The 17388-nt window shown below is 64.6% G+C and carries 18 protein-coding genes and 2 riboswitches; of the genes, 12 read left to right on the top strand and 6 right to left on the bottom strand.

From position 1 onward, the window contains the following. The first annotated feature begins 92 nt into the window (after positions 1–92). Positions 93–194: riboswitch (TPP riboswitch) on the top strand. A 93-nt stretch (positions 195–287) separates the two neighbouring features. The 6 genes from thiC (at position 288) to ACS13N_RS07695 (ending at position 6169) form a co-directional block, all read left to right on the top strand. Next, positions 288–2183, top strand: a complete 1896-nt coding sequence (thiC, locus tag ACS13N_RS07670) for a phosphomethylpyrimidine synthase ThiC (RefSeq protein WP_438931099.1) — start codon at positions 288–290, stop codon at positions 2181–2183. 13 nt (positions 2184–2196) lie between these two features. Next, on the top strand, positions 2197–3342 hold the full coding sequence (locus ACS13N_RS07675) for an FAD-dependent oxidoreductase (RefSeq protein WP_438931100.1): 1146 nt from the start codon (positions 2197–2199) through the stop codon (positions 3340–3342). Beyond that, the gene (gene thiS, locus ACS13N_RS07680; RefSeq protein ID WP_438931101.1) at positions 3339–3554 is read left to right on the top strand and encodes a sulfur carrier protein ThiS; all 216 of its coding nucleotides are present in this window, start codon (positions 3339–3341) and stop codon (positions 3552–3554) included. The genes ACS13N_RS07675 and thiS overlap by 4 nt, the downstream gene beginning before the upstream one ends. Positions 3555–3563: 9 nt before the next feature. Further along, positions 3564–4400: a thiazole synthase gene (locus ACS13N_RS07685; RefSeq protein ID WP_021197000.1), complete on the top strand. Its 837-nt coding sequence runs from the start codon at positions 3564–3566 to the stop codon at positions 4398–4400. Continuing rightward, a complete protein-coding gene (locus ACS13N_RS07690) occupies positions 4397–5551 on the top strand; it encodes a thiamine phosphate synthase (RefSeq protein ID WP_438931102.1) in 1155 nt (384 codons plus the stop codon). Before ACS13N_RS07685 ends, ACS13N_RS07690 begins: the two co-directional genes overlap by 4 nt. Positions 5552–5689: 138 nt before the next feature. After that, on the top strand, positions 5690–6169 hold the full coding sequence (locus tag ACS13N_RS07695) for a VOC family protein (RefSeq protein WP_438931103.1): 480 nt from the start codon (positions 5690–5692) through the stop codon (positions 6167–6169). Between the two features lie 66 nt (positions 6170–6235). Here the strand turns inward: ACS13N_RS07695 and ACS13N_RS07700 are convergent, their stop codons facing one another. From ACS13N_RS07700 to ACS13N_RS07720, 5 genes are all read right to left on the bottom strand, one after another. Continuing rightward, positions 6236–6592 carry a hypothetical protein gene (locus ACS13N_RS07700; RefSeq protein ID WP_438931104.1) on the bottom strand — a complete coding sequence of 119 codons (357 nt, stop codon included), beginning with the start codon at positions 6590–6592 and terminating at the stop codon, positions 6236–6238. A 16-nt stretch (positions 6593–6608) separates the two neighbouring features. Continuing rightward, complete coding sequence (thiD, locus tag ACS13N_RS07705) at positions 6609–7520, bottom strand: bifunctional hydroxymethylpyrimidine kinase/phosphomethylpyrimidine kinase (protein WP_438931105.1); 912 nt, start codon at positions 7518–7520, stop codon at positions 6609–6611. Positions 7521–7592: 72 nt separating this feature from the next. Next, positions 7593–8288, bottom strand: coding sequence for a hypothetical protein (locus ACS13N_RS07710; RefSeq protein WP_438931106.1), 696 nt, complete (start codon positions 8286–8288; stop codon positions 7593–7595). An 81-nt stretch (positions 8289–8369) separates the two neighbouring features. Next, positions 8370–9764 carry an alkaline phosphatase gene (locus ACS13N_RS07715; protein ID WP_438931107.1) on the bottom strand — a complete coding sequence of 465 codons (1395 nt, stop codon included), beginning with the start codon at positions 9762–9764 and terminating at the stop codon, positions 8370–8372. A 16-nt stretch (positions 9765–9780) separates the two neighbouring features. Then, positions 9781–11247 (bottom strand): alkaline phosphatase, encoded by a 1467-nt coding sequence (locus tag ACS13N_RS07720; RefSeq protein ID WP_438931108.1) that lies wholly within the window; start codon positions 11245–11247, stop codon positions 9781–9783. 213 nt (positions 11248–11460) lie between these two features. On the opposite strand from ACS13N_RS07720, the gene ACS13N_RS07725 reads away from it, so the two are divergent. From ACS13N_RS07725 to ACS13N_RS07750, 6 genes are all read left to right on the top strand, one after another. Beyond that, positions 11461–12210: an AAA family ATPase gene (locus tag ACS13N_RS07725; RefSeq protein WP_438931109.1), complete on the top strand. Its 750-nt coding sequence runs from the start codon at positions 11461–11463 to the stop codon at positions 12208–12210. A 214-nt stretch (positions 12211–12424) separates the two neighbouring features. Next, a complete protein-coding gene (locus ACS13N_RS07730) occupies positions 12425–13231 on the top strand; it encodes a hypothetical protein (RefSeq protein ID WP_438931110.1) in 807 nt (268 codons plus the stop codon). Between the two features lie 175 nt (positions 13232–13406). Then, positions 13407–13481, top strand: a riboswitch (S-adenosyl-L-homocysteine riboswitch). A 123-nt stretch (positions 13482–13604) separates the two neighbouring features. Further along, positions 13605–15029, top strand: coding sequence for an adenosylhomocysteinase (gene ahcY / locus ACS13N_RS07735; RefSeq protein ID WP_438931111.1), 1425 nt, complete (start codon positions 13605–13607; stop codon positions 15027–15029). Between the two features lie 54 nt (positions 15030–15083). After that, positions 15084–15431 (top strand): phage holin family protein, encoded by a 348-nt coding sequence (locus ACS13N_RS07740; RefSeq protein ID WP_021196989.1) that lies wholly within the window; start codon positions 15084–15086, stop codon positions 15429–15431. Positions 15432–15441: 10 nt separating this feature from the next. After that, a complete protein-coding gene (metF, locus tag ACS13N_RS07745; RefSeq protein WP_048935214.1) occupies positions 15442–16272 on the top strand; it encodes a methylenetetrahydrofolate reductase [NAD(P)H] in 831 nt (276 codons plus the stop codon). Between the two features lie 27 nt (positions 16273–16299). Then, the gene (locus ACS13N_RS07750; protein WP_438931112.1) at positions 16300–16761 is read left to right on the top strand and encodes a TfoX/Sxy family protein; all 462 of its coding nucleotides are present in this window, start codon (positions 16300–16302) and stop codon (positions 16759–16761) included. A gap of 4 nt (positions 16762–16765) precedes the next feature. Here the strand turns inward: ACS13N_RS07750 and ACS13N_RS07755 are convergent, their stop codons facing one another. After that, complete coding sequence (locus ACS13N_RS07755) at positions 16766–17380, bottom strand: pyridoxamine 5'-phosphate oxidase family protein (protein ID WP_438931113.1); 615 nt, start codon at positions 17378–17380, stop codon at positions 16766–16768. Positions 17381–17388 lie beyond the last annotated feature (8 nt).

The raw sequence follows: 17388 nt of genomic DNA on the forward strand, positions 1-17388 counted from the left end.
TGGGGGTTTGGACTGAAATGACCTGCTGCCCGTCACCTGCCGGGTTTTCCTGCTGGCAACGTCGATCCGGCTGTGCTTAAATGCACCCTCGTTGGATGAAACAGGGGTGCCGTACGGATGGGCCGTGCGGCTGAGAGAGTCCCTTAGCACCCGATCCGGTTCGTACCGGCGTGGGAAGTTTCTTCAGAACACCGAGCCTCTGGCAACCCGATCTTTCGGGCCCCGCCTCTCCTCCCGGTTTCGTCCACAGCCTGCTCCACCAGGCCACAGAATCAAAGGACGAGACCATGCCCCAAGCCAAAAACGCCCCCGCCGCCTCATTCGACTCGCTGCAGTCCGAGCTCGACCAGAAGTTCGCCTATCCGGCTTCCAGCAAGACCTACATTGCCGGTAGCCGAGCAGACATTCGCGTGCCGATGCGCACGATCAAGCAGACCGCCACGCGCACCGACAAGGGCGAGATGCTGAACCCGCCGGTGCCCGTGTACGACACCTCGGGCCCGTACTCCGACCCGGACGTGCACATCGACCTGAAGGCCGGTCTGGCCCCGCTGCGCGCCAAGTGGATCGACGAGCGCGGCGATACGGAAATCCTCTCGGGCCTGTCGTCGGAATACGGCCGCACGCGCGCCAATGACCCGGCCACGGCCCACCTGCGTTTCGCACAGCTCACGAACCCGCGCCGCGCGAAGGCCGGAGCCAACGTGAGCCAGATGCACTACGCGCGCCGCGGCATCATCACGCCGGAAATGGAATACGTCGCGCTGCGTGAATCGCTGAACCTGCAAGCGCTGCAAGACAAGCCCGAGTACCGCCAACTGCTCAAGCAGCATCCGGGCTTCTCGTACGGCGCGAACCTGCCGCAGCGTCCGGAAGACATCACGCCGGAATTCGTGCGCGCAGAAATCGCTGCCGGCCGCGCGATCATCCCCGCCAACATCAACCACACGGAACTGGAGCCGATGGCCATCGGCCGCAACTTCCGCGTGAAGATCAACGGCAACCTCGGCAACTCGGCGGTGACGTCGTCGCTGGCTGAAGAAGTGGAAAAGATGGTGTGGGCGATCCGCTGGGGCGCCGACACGATCATGGACTTGTCCACCGGCAAGCACATTCACGAAACGCGTGAATGGATCCTGCGCAACTCGCCGGTGCCCATCGGCACGGTGCCCATCTACCAGGCGCTGGACAAGACCGGCGGCGTGGCCGAAGACCTGACGTGGGAGATGTTCCGCGACACGCTCATCGAACAAGCTGAGCAAGGTGTCGACTACTTCACCATCCACGCAGGCGTGCTGCTGCGCTATGTGCCGCTCACGGCTGACCGCATCACCGGCATCGTCTCGCGCGGTGGTTCGATCATGGCCAAGTGGTGCCTGGCGCATCACAAGGAAAACTTCCTGTACACGCACTTCGACGAGATCTGCGAAATCATGAAGGCGTACGACGTGTCGTTCAGCCTGGGTGATGGTCTGCGCCCGGGTTGCATTGCCGACTCGAACGACGCTGCGCAATTCGGCGAGCTGCACACGCTGGGCGAGCTCACCAAGAAGGCGTGGGAGCACGACGTGCAGGTGATGATCGAAGGCCCGGGCCACGTGCCGCTGCAACGCGTGCAGGCCAATATGGACGAAGAGCTGAAGCACTGCTTCGAAGCCCCGTTCTACACGCTGGGCCCGCTGGTGACGGACATTGCTCCGGGCTACGACCACATCACCAGCGGCATCGGTGCAGCCAACATCGGCTGGTACGGCACGGCCATGCTCTGCTACGTCACGCCCAAGGAACACCTGGGCCTGCCGGACAAGGAAGACGTGCGCGAAGGCATCATCACCTACAAGATCGCTGCGCATGCTGCGGACTTGGCGAAGGGCTGGCCGGGCGCGCAGCTGCGTGACAACGCGCTGTCCAAAGCACGCTTCGAGTTCCGCTGGGAAGACCAGTTCAACCTCGGCCTCGACCCGGAAAAGGCGCGCGCCTTCCACGACGAGACGCTGCCGGCCGAAGGCGCCAAGATTGCGCACTTCTGCTCGATGTGTGGTCCGAAGTTCTGCTCGATGAAGATCACGCAGGAAGTGCGTGACTACGCGGCTTCGCTCGACGCCAACACCACTGCTGCAACCCAGGGCATGGAAGAGAAGTCGATCGAGTTCCGCAAGACGGGCAGCAAGATCTACAGCTAACCCAACAGGCGAAATGCCAACTCCGACTCCCTTCGACGTAACGATCCTCGGTGGCGGCCTCGCCGGCCGCCTGTGTGCCTGGCAACTCGCGCAAGCGGGGGTGCCGCCCGCGCGTATTGCCGTGGTGGAGCGCGGCGCGCGCGATGGCAGCAGTGCCGCCGCACACGTGGCCGCAGCCATGCTGGCGCCGCTTGCCGAAGCTGCCGTGGCGGATCGCTTTGTCGTCGACTTGGGGTTGGCAAGCCTGGCGCTGTGGCGCGCTTGGCTGCCGAAGCTGCGCACGCCGGTGTTCTTTCAGGAGGCCGGCACGCTGGTCGTGTGGCATGCGGCGGACCGTGGAGAGGCATCGCTGTTTGCCAGCCGCGTGCGCGCCATCGCGCCGCCGGAACGTGTGGCCGCCGATTTGCGTGCAGTGGATGCCGCCGGCATTGGCACGCTGGAGCCGCTGCTCGCGCAACGCTTCACGCAGGGGCTGTATCTGGCGGGCGAAGGCCAGCTCGATAACCGCACCTTGCTTGGTGCGCTGGCGACGGAACTGGAAGCAGCCGGCGTGCAACTGCGCTGGAACACGGAGATCGCCGATCCGCGCCCGGAAGCCCTCGCGGCGGCTGGCCTTGGCGCACGTCTCGTGCTCGACTGCCGAGGCCTCGGTGCCAAGCCGCAATGGCCGCGCCTGCGTGGTCTGCGCGGCGAGGTGGCGCGCATCCACGCGCCCGATGTATCGCTCACGCGGCCGGTGCGCATGCTGCATCCGCGCTATCCGCTGTACATCGCGCCCAAGCCGGGCAACGTCTACGTGATCGGCGCAACAGAGATCGAATCCGACGACATGTCGCCGGCCAGCGTGCGCTCCACGCTGGAGTTGCTGTCCGCCGCCTATGCCGTGCACCCCGCCTTTGGCGAGGCGCGCGTGCTGGAACTGAACACGCAGTGCCGCCCGACCCTGCCTGACCACCGCCCGGCGCTGCGCTGGGACGGCGCTGGCACGCTGTCGGTGAATGGCCTGTACCGGCACGGCTACATGATCGCGCCCGCCGTCACCCAAGCGGCGGTGGCCGTCGCGCGTGATCTGCTGGACGGCCGTGCCCTCGATGCGAACGATAGCGAATGGCCCGAGCTGTTCGCGGCAAGCGCATCGCCTGAACCTGTTTTGTCATGACGCTGAACGTCACCCTCAACGACCTGTCGCTCGCACTGCCCGCCGGCAGCACGCTGGCTGATGCCATTGGCGCTGCCGCGCCGCAACTGCAGATTGCGCCGCCGTTTGCTGCATCTGTGAACGGCGATTTCGTGCCCAAGACGCGCCACGCGCAGCACGCGCTCAACACAGGCGATCGCATTGCCTTGGTCCAACCCGTCGTGGGTGGCTAGGAGTATCTGATGACCACTACGAATCTTTCCGCGCTCGCCGGTCAAGCCGATCCGCTGCGCCTGTACGACGAGACCTTCGCCTCGCGCCTGCTGCTCGGCACGGCGCGCTACCCGTCGCCGCAATCGCTGGAAGATGCGGTGCGCGTGTCCAACCCGGCCATGCTGACCGTGGCGCTGCGTCGCCAGAGCGCGGGCTCGCCTGAGGGCGGCGCCGGCTTCTGGAAGATGCTGCGTGAACTCGGCGTGCCGGTGCTGCCGAACACCGCTGGCTGCTATTCCGCCGACGAGGCCTACACACTCGCGCAGATGTCGCGCGAAGTGTTCGAGACGGACTGGATCAAGCTCGAAGTCATCGGCGACGACTACACGCTGCAGCCCGACACGCTCGCGCTGCCCGCCGCTGCTGAACGCCTCATCAAAGACGGCTTCAAGGTGCTGCCGTATTGCACCGAAGACCTCGTGCTGTGCCGCCGCCTGCTCGACGTCGGCTGCCAGGCGCTGATGCCGTGGGCTGCACCCATCGGCACCGGCCGTGGCCCGACCAACCCCTACGGCCTGCGCCTGTTGCGCGAGCGCCTGCCGAACGTGCCGCTCATCGTCGATGCGGGCCTGGGTGTGCCCTCGCACGCCACGCAGGTCATGGAATGGGGCTACGACGCCGTGCTGCTCAACACCGCTGTCGCCCAAGCCGGTGATCCGGTGGCGATGGCGCAGGCGTTTGCGATGGCCACACAGGCCGGTCGCCTCGCACGTCTGTCTGGTCCGATGCCCGAGCGCGATGTGGCGCAAGCCAGCACACCCGTTGTTGGCCTGCCCTTCTGGCACGCGGAAGAGAAAAGCGCATGAGCATGTCGTCCCTGCGTTTTTCTGCTGCGTGGCCGGAAGCGGCCACGTTTGCTGCACAGATCGTCGATCGCCATGCGGATGCCTTCGGCCGCGCGCCGCACGCCTGGAGCGTGACTGACCGTGCCGATGAAGCGACCATGGCCACCACAGTCCTGCTGACCACCGATGCCGCACAGGCCGACCGCGCCCGCGCGGCTGGCGCCGCTGTCGTACTCAGCGAGACGCGCGGTGCCGAACGCATCGACACCGTGCACGATCGCCTCGGCATGTACCGCTTCACCTCCACGACGAAGGGCGACGCGCTGGATACGCGCTTCGCCGCCCACTTCGGCGCAGCACTCGCGTTGGCATTCGAGCCGCGCGATGCACTGTGCGTGGCCCGTGCGTGGATCAGTGAAGGCAATGCGGATGCGCTGGCGTGGCCGACGCGTTTCAATGCGCTGCCCCGCGTGCTCGAACCCGCGCTGCCGTGCCCGACTGCACTGGACCTCGCCTTCGCACCGTGCCCAACGCAACTCGGCATCTACGCCGTAGTGCCGGATGCGGAATGGGTCGCACGCCTCGTTGCACTGAAGGTGCCGACCGTGCAGTTGCGCTTCAAGTCCGACGATGCGGCTGCGGTTGCTGAGCAAGTGCGCCGCGCAGAAGCCGCCGCTCGCGGCAGCGGCACGCGCCTGTTCATCAACGACCACTGGCAAGTGGCGCTCGACGTGCATGCGAGTGTGCCCAGCAGCGGCATCTACGGCATTCACCTCGGCCAGGAAGACATCGACGATGCGGACCTGGTGGCGATCCGTTCCGCAGGCCTGCGCCTCGGCATCAGCACGCACGGCTTTGCTGAAATGCTGCGCGTCGCTCCGCTGAACCCGAGCTACCTCGCACTCGGCGCCGTGTTCGCCACGCCCACCAAGACCATGCCGACCGTGCCGCAGGGCCTGGGCCGCTTGTTCGCCTATGCGGCGGCCATGCGTACGCGCGTGCCGGCACCGCCGCTGGTGGCCATCGGCGGCATCGATCTGGCAGCGATGCCGCGCGTGCTGGAATCGGGTGTCGGCTGCGTGGCCGTGGTGCGCGCCATCACCCAGGCCGACGATGTGCCGGCGGCGGTGCAGGCCCTGCAAGCGACGTTCGCGGCGCACGTGCGCGCCTGATGTAACGCAAGGGTTGCGCAATGTAGTTTGCGTCCCATGATTGCCCCACAAGCGCCATCTCACTGACCTATCCTGTTCGTGCGCCGCCCCGGTCATTGCCGGGGCGGCGCATCCTCATTCACGCTGCAGGAGACAGACATGGCGGTCAAGCCCATTCCCGAGGGTTACCACAGCGTCACCCCGTATCTGAGCATCAAAGGCGCCGCACGCGCGATCGAGTATTACAAGCAGGCCTTTGGCGCGACCGAGCTGCTGCGCGCGCCCGGCCCCGATGGCCGCGTCATGCACGCGGAGATCCGCATTGGCGATTCCGTCATCATGATGGCCGACGAAGTGCCGAACATGGCAAGCGCCAGCCCTGACACGCTGCAGAGCACATCTGTCGGGCTGATGATCTACGTGCCCAACGTCGATACCGTGTTTGCCAACGCGCTCAAGGCCGGCGGCACGGAAGTCCGCCCCGTGGTGGACCAGTTCTATGGCGACCGCTCCGGCACGCTCAAAGACCCGTTCGGCCACGTGTGGACCGTGTCCACCCACGTGGAAGATGTGTCGCCCGACGAGATGAATCGACGTATGGAAAAGTGGACGAAGGAGCAGGCCGGCGCATCGGCTTGAGTCGGCGAGCTCCAACGAAAAAGCGCGGACCGTGATCCGCGCTTTTTCTTGGTCGGCGTGGGTCGCCTAACGCGGCACGCAGGTCACCTGCACGTTGTTCACATCATTGGTGGCCGTGCCGCTGGCGTTGGTCACCGTGCAGTTGGCCGACGCCGGCTGCGCACTGATCGTCACCAGGTAGCTGCCGTTGAAGGGCACCAACCCGCCAAACACGAACCTGCCGTTCGACGCGACGGTCAGGCTGTCGCGGCCGTTGTTGAGCAGCACGACCGATTGCCCACCCGGCAGGCCGCTGACCGTGCCACCAATCGAAAAATTGCTGCCGAAGTCGCCAAAGCTGACAGTGCCATTGCATGCGCTCAGCAGCCCGCAGAGTGCGGCTACGGGAAGAATGCGGCCTAGCTTGATCGGCAGGCGCGTCATGGTGGCTCCTTGGGGATCAGTTTTCGTCGATGTCGACTTCGAGTGCGCGCGGTGCGGCCAGTGGGCGCGGCGCAAAGCCGTGGTTGAGCGGGCCGGCCCCGCGCCCCAAGGCGAGGTGACGTCCCGCGCCAATGGCGTGCAGCAGGTAGTCGAGTGCCCCCTCGATGGCGGCTTCCAGCGTATCGCCGCGGGCGAGGTGCGCGGCAATGGCGGCGGACAGCGTGCAGCCCGTGCCGTGCGTGTGCGGCGTGTCGATGTAGGTGTGCGCGTAGACGCGCTCGGTGCCGTCGGCGGTGACGAGCACGTCTTGCAGCACGCCGTCTTCACCGGCTGTGGCCACATCGGCCAGGTGCCCGCCCTTAAGCAGCACGGCGCGCGGGCCCAGGGCCAGCAGATCGCGCGCGGCGGGCAGCATGTCGTCTGCCGTGCGGATCTCGCGGCCAAGCAGCGCGCTCGCTTCCGGCAGGTTAGGCGTGACCACCAGGGCGCGCGGGAACAGCCATTTCGCCATCGCCTGCACGGTGGCATCGCTGCCGAGCTGTGCACCGCTGGTGCTGACCATGACCGGATCGACGACGAGGTTGGCGATCGGGTGGCGGTCCAGCGCCGAGCGGATGGCCTCCACCACCTGCGGTGTGCCCAGCATGCCGGTCTTGGCGGCGTCCACGCCGATGTCGCTTGCCACGGCATCGATCTGTGCGGCGACGATGTCCGGCGTGAGTGACTCCACCGCTGTCACGCCCAGCGTGTTCTGCGCGGTGATGGCCGTGATGGCCGACATGCCGTAGCAGCCGAGCGCCGCAAACGTCTTCAGGTCGGCCTGGATGCCCGCACCGCCGCCGCTGTCCGAACCGGCGATGGTGAGCACGCGCGGCACGTGCGAGGCGGGGGCGGCAAACGCAGCGAGGGTCGGGTCGGTGATCGTCATGGCGGGGGTACGTGTGCGAGGGGCGTTGGGGGTTGTTCGCACTATAGCGCCATCAAGGGCCGACCGAATGCGTTAGTCCATCAGGTCGGTGTAGTCCGCCGCAGCGTAGCCCTGGGCGCGCACCCACGGTGCGGCGGCCGGCGCAGGCAACGCCGTCACCCGCGTGAGCTTGCGCTGCGAGCCGCTGGCATTGCGCGATTCCACGCGGCGCGGGTATTGGCCGGCCACATCCCAATCCACGGTGACGGTGCGTTCGCCCTGGGCCGAGCGGTAGGTCTGCACGCCGTTGCGGACCGGGCCGTCGGCACGCATGCCCTTGAGCGCGGCCGGGTCGAGCAGGTGGTAGGCCGTGGCCCACGAGCCATCGAAGCCGATGTTGGAATACTCGGCGGGCTCCACCGCGTAGTTCTTCTGCTGCGACTCGCTGACCACGCGCACGGTCAGCGTGCCTTTGGCGTCGCGTTCGATCCAGCGCGGGGCGGTGTCGGTGTCGGCGTGCTTGTGGCCAGCATGGGCGTTGGTGTGGTCATGCTCGGCGTGGGCCGATGCAGGCGGCAGTTCGCGGGCGATCCAGACACGGTCGCCCTGGCGGTAGACGCGCTCGGCAAAGCCCATGTCGCGCTGGATGCCATCGGTGCCGAGCGACGATAGTTGGTGTTCAACACGTAGCGCGGTCAGTGGCGCGGATGCAGCCGGGCCGGCGGCCTGTGCAGTGGCAGCGAGCGCGGCCAGTGCGAACGAAAACAGAAGGCGGGCAGATCGGGTCATACGAATTCGAAGTCGGGAAAGCAAAAACGAAAAAAGCGCATGCCGATTGCCTCGGCATGCGCGTCAATGGAAACGCCAGGATCAGAGGCCCATGGCCGTCTTGACCACGCCGAACACTTTCGTGTTGTCCAGCGTGCCCTTCAGCGGTGCGCTGCCCGGACCAGAGGAGAACAGCATCACATCCCCGCCGCCGTGCGTTTCCGAACCGGGCGTGCCGAGCTGCACGCCCACTTCTTGCAGATAGTCGTCGGCCGTCGTGTCGACTCCGGCCACGTTGTCACGCGTCGCCTTGCGCGTGGTGCCGCCGTTGCCGAAGACCAGCGTGGTGTATGGCAGGCCATCCGCAGCCAGTTGCGGCTGACCGGTCTTGATGTCGTTCGACACGCCCAGGATCGGGTTGCCCTTGCGCGGGTAACCGTTGATCGTCATGGTGTGGTCGTGGTCGGCCGTGACGACGATGAGCGTGTTCGACAGATCCGCCGTACCCAACGCGCGCTTGATGGCTTCGTCAAACGCACCGGCATCTTCCAGCGCGCGCTTGGCGTTGGTGCCGTGCAGTGCGTGGTCGATGCGGCCGCCTTCCACCATCAGGAAGTAGCCCTTGCCGTTCTTCTGCAACACGCGGATGGCCTTCTCGGTCATGTCGGCCAGGCTGGGCTCGTCCACATTGTTCTTCTTGCGGTCCAGCTCGTAGTTCATGTGGTCCAGGTTGAACAGGCCGAGCAGCTTGGTGGTGCTGGCCGGGTCGACTGCCGCCAATTGCGTGCCGGTGCTCACGTACTTGTAGTTGGCTGCCGTGAACTGGCTGATCAGGTCGGTGGTGTCCGTGCGCTTGCTGCCGGCGGTGCCCTGCGGCAGGTAGTGGCGGCGGCCGCCACCGAGCAGCACGTCCACGCCGTCCTTGAGCGCGGCGTTGAACAGCGCGTTGCCCGGCGTACCTTGTGCAGCGATCTGGTTCTCGCCATCGCGGTGGCAGATGTGCGAGTACGTGGCGGCCGGCGTGGCGTGCGTCAGGCGCGTGGTGGTGACGGCGCCCACCGACTTGCCAGCAGCCTTGGCCAGCTCCAGCAGCGTGGTGGCGGGTGTGCCGTTGCCTGCGGGGCAGGTGCTGTCGGAGCCCGTCACATAACCCTTGCCGGTGGCATCGCTGGCCTTGGTGTCCTGCGACATGGAGATGACTTCGTTGTTCATCTTCACGCCGGTCATGTAGGCCGACATCGACGGGGCGCTGTCGGTGGTCTGCGCATCGTTGGAGTACGTCTTGATGCGTGCGGTGCGCTTGAGCGATTCCATCGTCAGCTTGCCACTCTCACCCACCTTGTAGATGCGCGTGGCGGTGACGGTGGTCGGGCCCATGCCGTCGCCCAGGAAGAAGATCACGTTCTTGGCTTCGCCAGCGGCATGTGCTTGGCATGCGGCACCGGCGGCCAGCGCCAGCACGCCAGCGCGAATGATGCGGTTCGATTGCTTGTTCATGATTGCCTTCCCCCTCTTACAGACCGATGGCCTGCTTGATGAGGCCGAAGACCTCGGTGTTGTCCATCGTGCCGGTAAAGCGCTCGGCGCCCAGGCCGCGTGCGCCGATGAAGACATCGGTGCCGCCGTGCGTTTCGCCGCCCGGCGCGACCGGGATCACGGCTTCCTGGTGATACGTCTTGTCGTACACAGCCGCATCCGTCAGCGCGCCGCGCGTGGCCGGGCGGTTCTCACCTGTGCCGAAGCCGATGATGGTGAACGGGTTGCCCGCCGTGTCGGTGGCGTTGTTGCCGGTCACGTAGCTCTTGAGCAGGCCCAGTACGCCGGGGTTGCTGTCGCTGGTCGGGCCCGTGCGCTTGGCGTAGCCGTTGAGTACCAGCGTGTGGTCGTGGTCAGCCGTCACGACGATCAGCGTGTTCTTCAGGCCCGGGTCGATCGTGTTGAGCTTGTCGATCGCGCCGCGAATGGCCGAATCGAACGCCACCGTGTCCTGCAGTGCCTTGCGGGCCGTGGTTTCGTGCAGCGCGTGGTCGATGCGGCCGCCCTCCACCATCAGGAAGAAGCCCTTCTTCTTGGCGGCGAGCACGTCGATGGCCTTGTTGGTCATCTCGCCCAGGCTCGGTTCCTTGCTCGGATCGCGGTCCAGGTCGTACGACATGTGGCTGCTGGTGAACAGGCCGACGACCTTGTTGTCGGTGGCTTGCAGCGTGTCGAACTCGGCCTTGTTGCTGGCGTAGCGGTAGCCGCCGGCCTTGAGTTCGGTGATCAGGTCGCGGCCGTCGGTGCGGGCGCCGCCTGCGGTGGTCGGCTGGAAGTGTTTGCGACCACCGCCGAAGACGACGTCCACGCCGTCGCCCAGCGCGCCGTTGAAGCCCTTGCCGGCCGGCGTGAGTTGCGCGGCGATAGTGTTCTCGCCATCACGGTGGCAGATATGCGAATACGTTGCGGCCGGCGTGGCGTGCGTGATGCGCGTGGTGGTGACCACGCCCGTGCCATAGCCGGCTGCCTTCATCAGCTCGAGCAACGTGGTGACGGGCTTGCCGTTGCCGCTGGACGGGCAGGTGCTGTCGGCACCCGACAGGTAATCCTTGCCACCTGCGTCATAGGCGCTGGTGTCCGGCGACATGGAGATGACCTCGTTGTTCATCTTCACGCCGGTCATGTAGGCCGACATCGACGGCGCTGAGTCGGTCACCTGTGCGTTGTTCGAGAAGGTGCGCACGAAGCCGGTTTCCGGCAGCGTGTCCATGGTCAGTTCGCCGTCCTCGCCCACCTTGTAGATGCGCGCGGCGGTCATGGTGGTCAGGCCCATGCCGTCGCCCAGGAAGAACACGACGTTCTTGGTCGGTCCGTTGGACGGCGTGGTCGGCTTGCCATCGGGCTCGGCGTTGCCGGTGGTGGATGTGCCGTCGCTGCCGCACGCAGCCATGGCCAGTGCAACTGCCGCGGCGGCGGCGTACTTCGTAAGTTTATGGTTGTGCATCGTTGGCTCCCTGAACGATGCCCGGCACTTTGGTGGCGGCGTGTTGCACGTCTGTGATGCGGGTACGCCGCTTCCTAACCCGATCGCAAGATTCGAATATGACCACGCATTGACACCGCCAGATGGGGCGGGCTATGGCCTTGCGCTTGCCTGAGCAGCGGACCCGTCACTCCACGCTACGATGCTTGTTATCGCTTGCACCTGCGTCTGCCCATGCTCACTCGCCAATTTGTCAGCCACGTCACGTTGCGGCGTGACACCATTCCCGCCTTCGACGCCTATCCGTTCAGTCTGCCCGCCGTGCGCGCGCTCGACACGCTGGAGCTGCACCCGAAGATGACCTTCCTGGTGGGCGAGAACGGCTCGGGCAAATCGACCCTGATGGAAGCGATGGCCGTGGCGATGGGGTTCAATGCCGAGGGCGGCTCGCGCAACTTCAACTTCAGCACGCACGCTTCGCACTCGGAGCTGCACAACCACCTGCGCATCGCCAGGGGCTTCCGCAGGCCACGCACGGAGTTCTTCCTGCGTGCCGAGAGCTTCTTCAACGTGGCGACCAACATCCAGCGCATGGATGAAGAGCCCGGCCCGGGCGGAAGCGTGATCGCCTCCTACGGCGGCAAATCCCTGCACGCGCAGTCGCACGGCGAGTCCTTCATGGCGCTGCTGATGCATCGGTTTGGCGGCAATGGTCTCTACCTGCTCGACGAACCGGAGGCCGCGCTCTCACCGCAGCGGCAACTGGCGGTGCTGGCGCGCATTCACGCGCTGATACGACAGGAGAGCCAGTTCATCATCGCCACGCACTCGCCCATCCTGATGGCCTATCCCGATGCCTATCTCTACCAGTGTGATGGTGAGGGCATCCGGCGTATTGCGTATGAAGAAACCGAGCACTTTCAGGTGACGCGGGATTTTCTGGCGAATCCGCAGCGCATGCTGACGATGCTCCTGGATGACTGAATCAACGAGATTTTTTTGCGAGGTATTTCAATCCAGCAGCGGGGCGTGTTTATTTTGATTTAGTAACTTGGGCCCGATTTGCGTCATTGCCTTGGATAATTTTGCTAAGGTCCGGGCAGCGCGAGCATTGGCGGCCATTGAGCGCATGGCAGGACGCTGCCAGAGAGACTGTAGAGGTTGGCGGCCATCAACTATCGTAATTGAACGCGAAGAGATGAAACTAACAAAAGTGAGATGGATGTTGGCCGGCCTCATGGCGGCCTTGGGCCTCATGGTTGTCGCGGGATGTGCGACGCAACCACCAGTGGGCAGGCCTTCGCAAATTGCGCCCGCAGCGCCAGCCGTGGTGTCGGAGAAACGTGCTGATGCCGCGCGACTTGGCACCCAGTGGGGCGAAGGTATCGAATCCCGCCTGGAAACTGTCGATCTCCGGCGTGTGAGCAATGAGCCGGCGGTTCTGCACACGTTGCCCTACTCAGAGGCCAGCGGGAATGGCAGAGCCGTTCAGGAAATCATGCTTGGCAAAGGACGCATTGGATTGACCATTCTTCGTGATGGGCATGCGCCTTGGCCGATTTACCTGGACGGTACCAGCGCCCATCTTCAAGGAAAAAAGGGTGAGCGCTATGTGCTGCAGTATCGCAATTACTCGAAGCAGAGCATCTACGAAATCGTCACGACGGTGGATGGCCTGGACGTGATGAGCGGCCGGGCGGGGAGTATCAAGAACGCTGGTTATGTCCTCAAGCCGGGTGAAACCCTCCAGGTCGAGGGATTCCGAAAGAGCCGTCAGGAAGTGGCGGCGTTCCGTTTTTCCGAGGTCGACGACGCCTATGCAGCCAACAGCAACCAGGGCACGGCCTCGAATGCTGGCGTCATTGGTACCGCCGTGTTTGAACTCTACGATCCCAACAAAAAGGCCAAACAATCGCCGACGGACAGCCCGAAAGCATTTCCTGGGGATGACAAGTCAGGGGACGATCATCGCTATGCAAGCCCACCGGAGTACAGGAAGGGCTGACCTTCTTGAGCCGTCTTTGTGCGGACGAGGTGGCTAAATCGCGACGCTGAAATTGAGGTCGGTCTGGGCGAAAACCTTGACCGGCCTCGTTTTTGTTTTGTCGGTCGCCTCATGCATCACACGGTGGGCTCGTGTTTGCCTGCCGCAGGTCCACCGAATCCGCTACAATCCAGTCCATTCCGAGGAGCGTTGCAACGGCCCAGCACAGTCTGGCCGCCAGGCTCGGAAGTTCAAACGGCGCTCGCAGTATCGTGGCTGACACGATGGCGAGAACGCATCTATCCGGGGTCCGGCGCATTGAAGCGCGTGGGCGCTCCGACTCAGCAGTTATCTCTCCAGCGTGCGGTCACCCAAATCTTTACGGAGTGATCCAATGAACGCTGTGACCGACCTCAAGAACGACTACCTCGTCGCCGACATCAAGCTGGCCGACTGGGGCCGCAAGGAAATCGCCATCGCCGAGACCGAAATGCCCGGCCTGATGGCGATCCGCGAGGAGTTCGCTGCCAGCCAGCCGCTCAAAGGCGCGCGCATTGCCGGCTCGCTGCACATGACCATCCAGACCGCCGTGCTGATCGAGACGCTCAAGGCACTCGGCGCGGACGTGCGCTGGGCCTCGTGCAACATCTTCTCGACGCAGGACCATGCGGCCGCCGCGATTGCCGTGTCGGGCACGCCGGTGTTTGCGTACAAGGGCGAATCGCTCAAGGAATACTGGGACTTCACCCACCGCATCTTCGAATGGGCCGACGGCGGCACGCCGAACATGATCCTGGACGACGGCGGCGACGCGACGATCCTGCTGCACCTCGGCGCCAAGGCCGAGAAGGACGCTTCCGTCATCTCCAAGCCGACCAGCGAAGAAGAAACCTTCCTGTTCGCCGCCATCAAGGACAAGCTGTCGAAGGACGCCACGTTCTACAGCCGCAACCTCGACGCCATCAAGGGCGTGACGGAAGAAACCACCACGGGCGTGCACCGCCTGTACCAGATGGCCCAGCGCGGCGAACTGCGCTTCCCGGCCATCAACGTGAACGACTCCGTCACCAAGAGCAAGTTCGACAACCTGTACGGCTGCCGTGAATCGCTGGTCGACGGCATCAAGCGCGCGACCGACGTGATGATCGCCGGCAAGGTGGCGATCGTGGCCGGCTACGGCGACGTGGGCAAGGGCTCGGCCCAAGCTCTGCGTGCGCTGTCGGCACAAGTGTGGGTGACCGAGATCGACCCGATCTGCGCACTGCAGGCCGCCATGGAAGGCTACCGCGTGGTGACCATGGACTACGCTGCCGAGCACGGCGACATCTTCGTGACCTGCACGGGCAACTACCACGTCATCACGCACGACCACATGGCCAAGATGAAGGACCAGGCCATCGTCTGCAACATCGGCCACTTCGACAACGAGATCGACATCGCCTCGGTTGAGAAGTACCAGTGGGAAGAGATCAAGCCGCAGGTCGATCACGTGATCTTCCCGGACGGCAAGAAGATCATCATCCTGGCCAAGGGCCGCCTGGTGAACCTGGGCTGCGCCACGGGCCACCCGTCGTACGTGATGAGCAGCTCGTTCGCCAACCAGACCATCGCCCAGATCGAGCTGTGGACCGAAGCGCAGAAGGGCTCGAACAAGTACCCGGTGGGCGTGTACACACTGCCCAAGCACCTGGACGAGAAGGTCGCTCGCCTGCAACTGAAGAAGCTGAATGCGCAACTGACCGAGCTGACCGACCAGCAGGCTGCGTACATTGGCGTGAGCAAGCAAGGCCCGTACAAGGCTGATCACTACCGCTATTAATCTGTACCCGCCGGCGGCACCCCCTGCCGCCGGCTTTCAACCCGAGGACTCCTCATGAGACTGCTCGCTGTCTGGGTCATCAACGCGCTGGCGTTGCTGCTTGTCGCTTACCTGCTCAAAGGTATCCACGTCGCTGGTTTCACCTCCGCACTGATCGCGGCGCTTGTGCTGGGTCTCGTCAATACGCTGATCCGTCCGATCCTGGTCATCCTCACCCTGCCGGTGACGATCCTCACGCTTGGGCTGTTTATCTTCATCATCAACGCGCTACTGTTCATGTTTGTCGGCAACGTGCTGTCGGGCTTCCAGGTGGCCAGCTTTGGCTCGGCGCTGCTGGGCTCTGTGTTGTACAGCGTGATCTCGTGGCTGCTGTCCAGCTTGCTGCTGGGCGAGCGCCGTTAATGGGTCTTCCATGAACGATCGTCAATTCAGTTTCGAATTCTTCCCGCCCAAGACGGCGGAAGGTGCCGAGAAGCTGCGCAACACGCGTGCGCAGCTCTCGCCGCTCAAGCCGCGCTTCATTTCCGTGACCTTCGGCGCGGGCGGCACCACGCAACAGGGCACGCTCGATGCTGTGGTGGAAATCCAGCGCGAAGGCATCGAGGCTGCGCCGCACCTGTCGTGTGTAGGCTCGTCGCGCGAGAGCATTCGCGCCATCCTCAACACGTATCGCGAGAACGGCATCCGCCGCATCGTCGCGCTGCGCGGCGACATGCCCTCGGGCATGGGCGAGATCGGTGAGTTCCGCTTTGCCAATGAGCTGGTCGAGTTCATCCGTCAGGAAACCGGCGACGCCTTCCACATCGAGGTCGCGGCGTACCCCGAGTACCACCCGCAGGCGCGTTCGCCCAAGCACGATCTGGACAACTTCGCCCGCAAGGTGAAGGCTGGCGCCAACTCCGCCATCACGCAGTACTTCTTCAATGCAGACGCCTACTTCCAGTTTGTTGCCGACGCGCACAAGCTGGGCGTGGACGTGCCCATCGTGCCCGGCATCATGCCGATCACGAATTCGTCGCAGCTGATGCGCTTTTCCGAGATGTGCGGCGCCGAGATTCCGCGCTGGGTGGCCAAGCGTCTGGAGAGCTTTGGCGACGACCGCGAATCGATTCGCGCCTTCGGCCTGGATGTGGTGACGGCGCTGTGTGATCGTCTGCTGCAAGGCGGCGCGCCGGGCCTGCACTTCTACACGCTCAACGCTGCTGGCGCCACGCGCGCCATCTGGCAGCGTCTCGGTCTGTAAGCAACAAGAGAAGACAAGGAGATCGTCATGGCAGCCGCACCTGATCCACTGGTCGCCTGGTTGCTTGACGAACTCCGACCGCTCGTCGCGCAGATCGGAGAGATCCGCGCCCGCCGGATGTTCGGCGGTGCGGCCCTGTATTACGACGACATTGTCTTCGCGCTGGTGATCGACAGCACCTGCTATCTGCGCGTGGATGACGCCACACGGGCGCGCTTTCTTGCGGAAAAGTCGGTGCCGTTCAGCTACGACCGTGAGGGTCGCACCATCAGCATGAAGGGGTACCTGAGCACGCCGGCCGATGCGCTGGATGGCGGCCAGCCGCTGCGCGATTGGGTGCGACTGGCGATCGAAGCTGCGCTGCGCGAGGCGAATGCGAAAGCGGCCAAGCCGAAACGCGCCGCCACAAAGACAACGGCGACCAAAAAGGCCGCCGTCAAGAAAGTCACTGCCAAGGCCGCCGTCGCCAAGAAGGCGGCCAAGCGCTGAACGCTCAGTACAGCGTCGTCTTCAGCCGCTCGGGCAGTTCACGGTCGTAGGCTTCCCCATCAAACGCGCCGCCGCTGATGTGCTGCAGGATCTTGCCTGCGGTAGGCAGCGCGGGCTTTGTCTCCTGCGTGCCGCGCTCCCACAGCTTTGAGCGCACGACCGCCTTCGAGCAGTGGAAGTACACCGTCTGCACGTTCACCAAGATCACCGAGCGCGGCAGCTTGTTCTGCACGGCAGATGCGGCGAGCAACTCTGGATCGGTCGAGATGGTGGCCGTGCCGTTCACGCGCAGCGTCTCGCCCGCACCCGGCACGATGAAGAGCACGGACACGCGCCCGTCTTCCACGATGTTGCGCAGGTTGTCGATGCGGTTGTTGCCCGGCCGGTCGGGAATCACCAGCGTGCGCGCATCAAGAATGCGCACAAAGCCCGGCGCGTCACCCTTGGGCGATGCATCCGTGCCTGCCGCCCCCACTGACGACAGCACGATGAAAGGCGAGGCCTCGACGAACGCGCGGTAGTCCTCGTTCAGGTGGTCGATTTCCTTGAGCACCGAGCGCGGGTTCGGCGTGCCGTACACGGTTTCGAGGTCGGCAACGGTCTTCAACGTATGGGACATGGACGTTC

The sequence above is a fragment of the Ralstonia sp. 24A2 genome, assembly GCF_051783885.1.
In the GTDB taxonomy this organism is placed as follows: domain Bacteria; phylum Pseudomonadota; class Gammaproteobacteria; order Burkholderiales; family Burkholderiaceae; genus Ralstonia.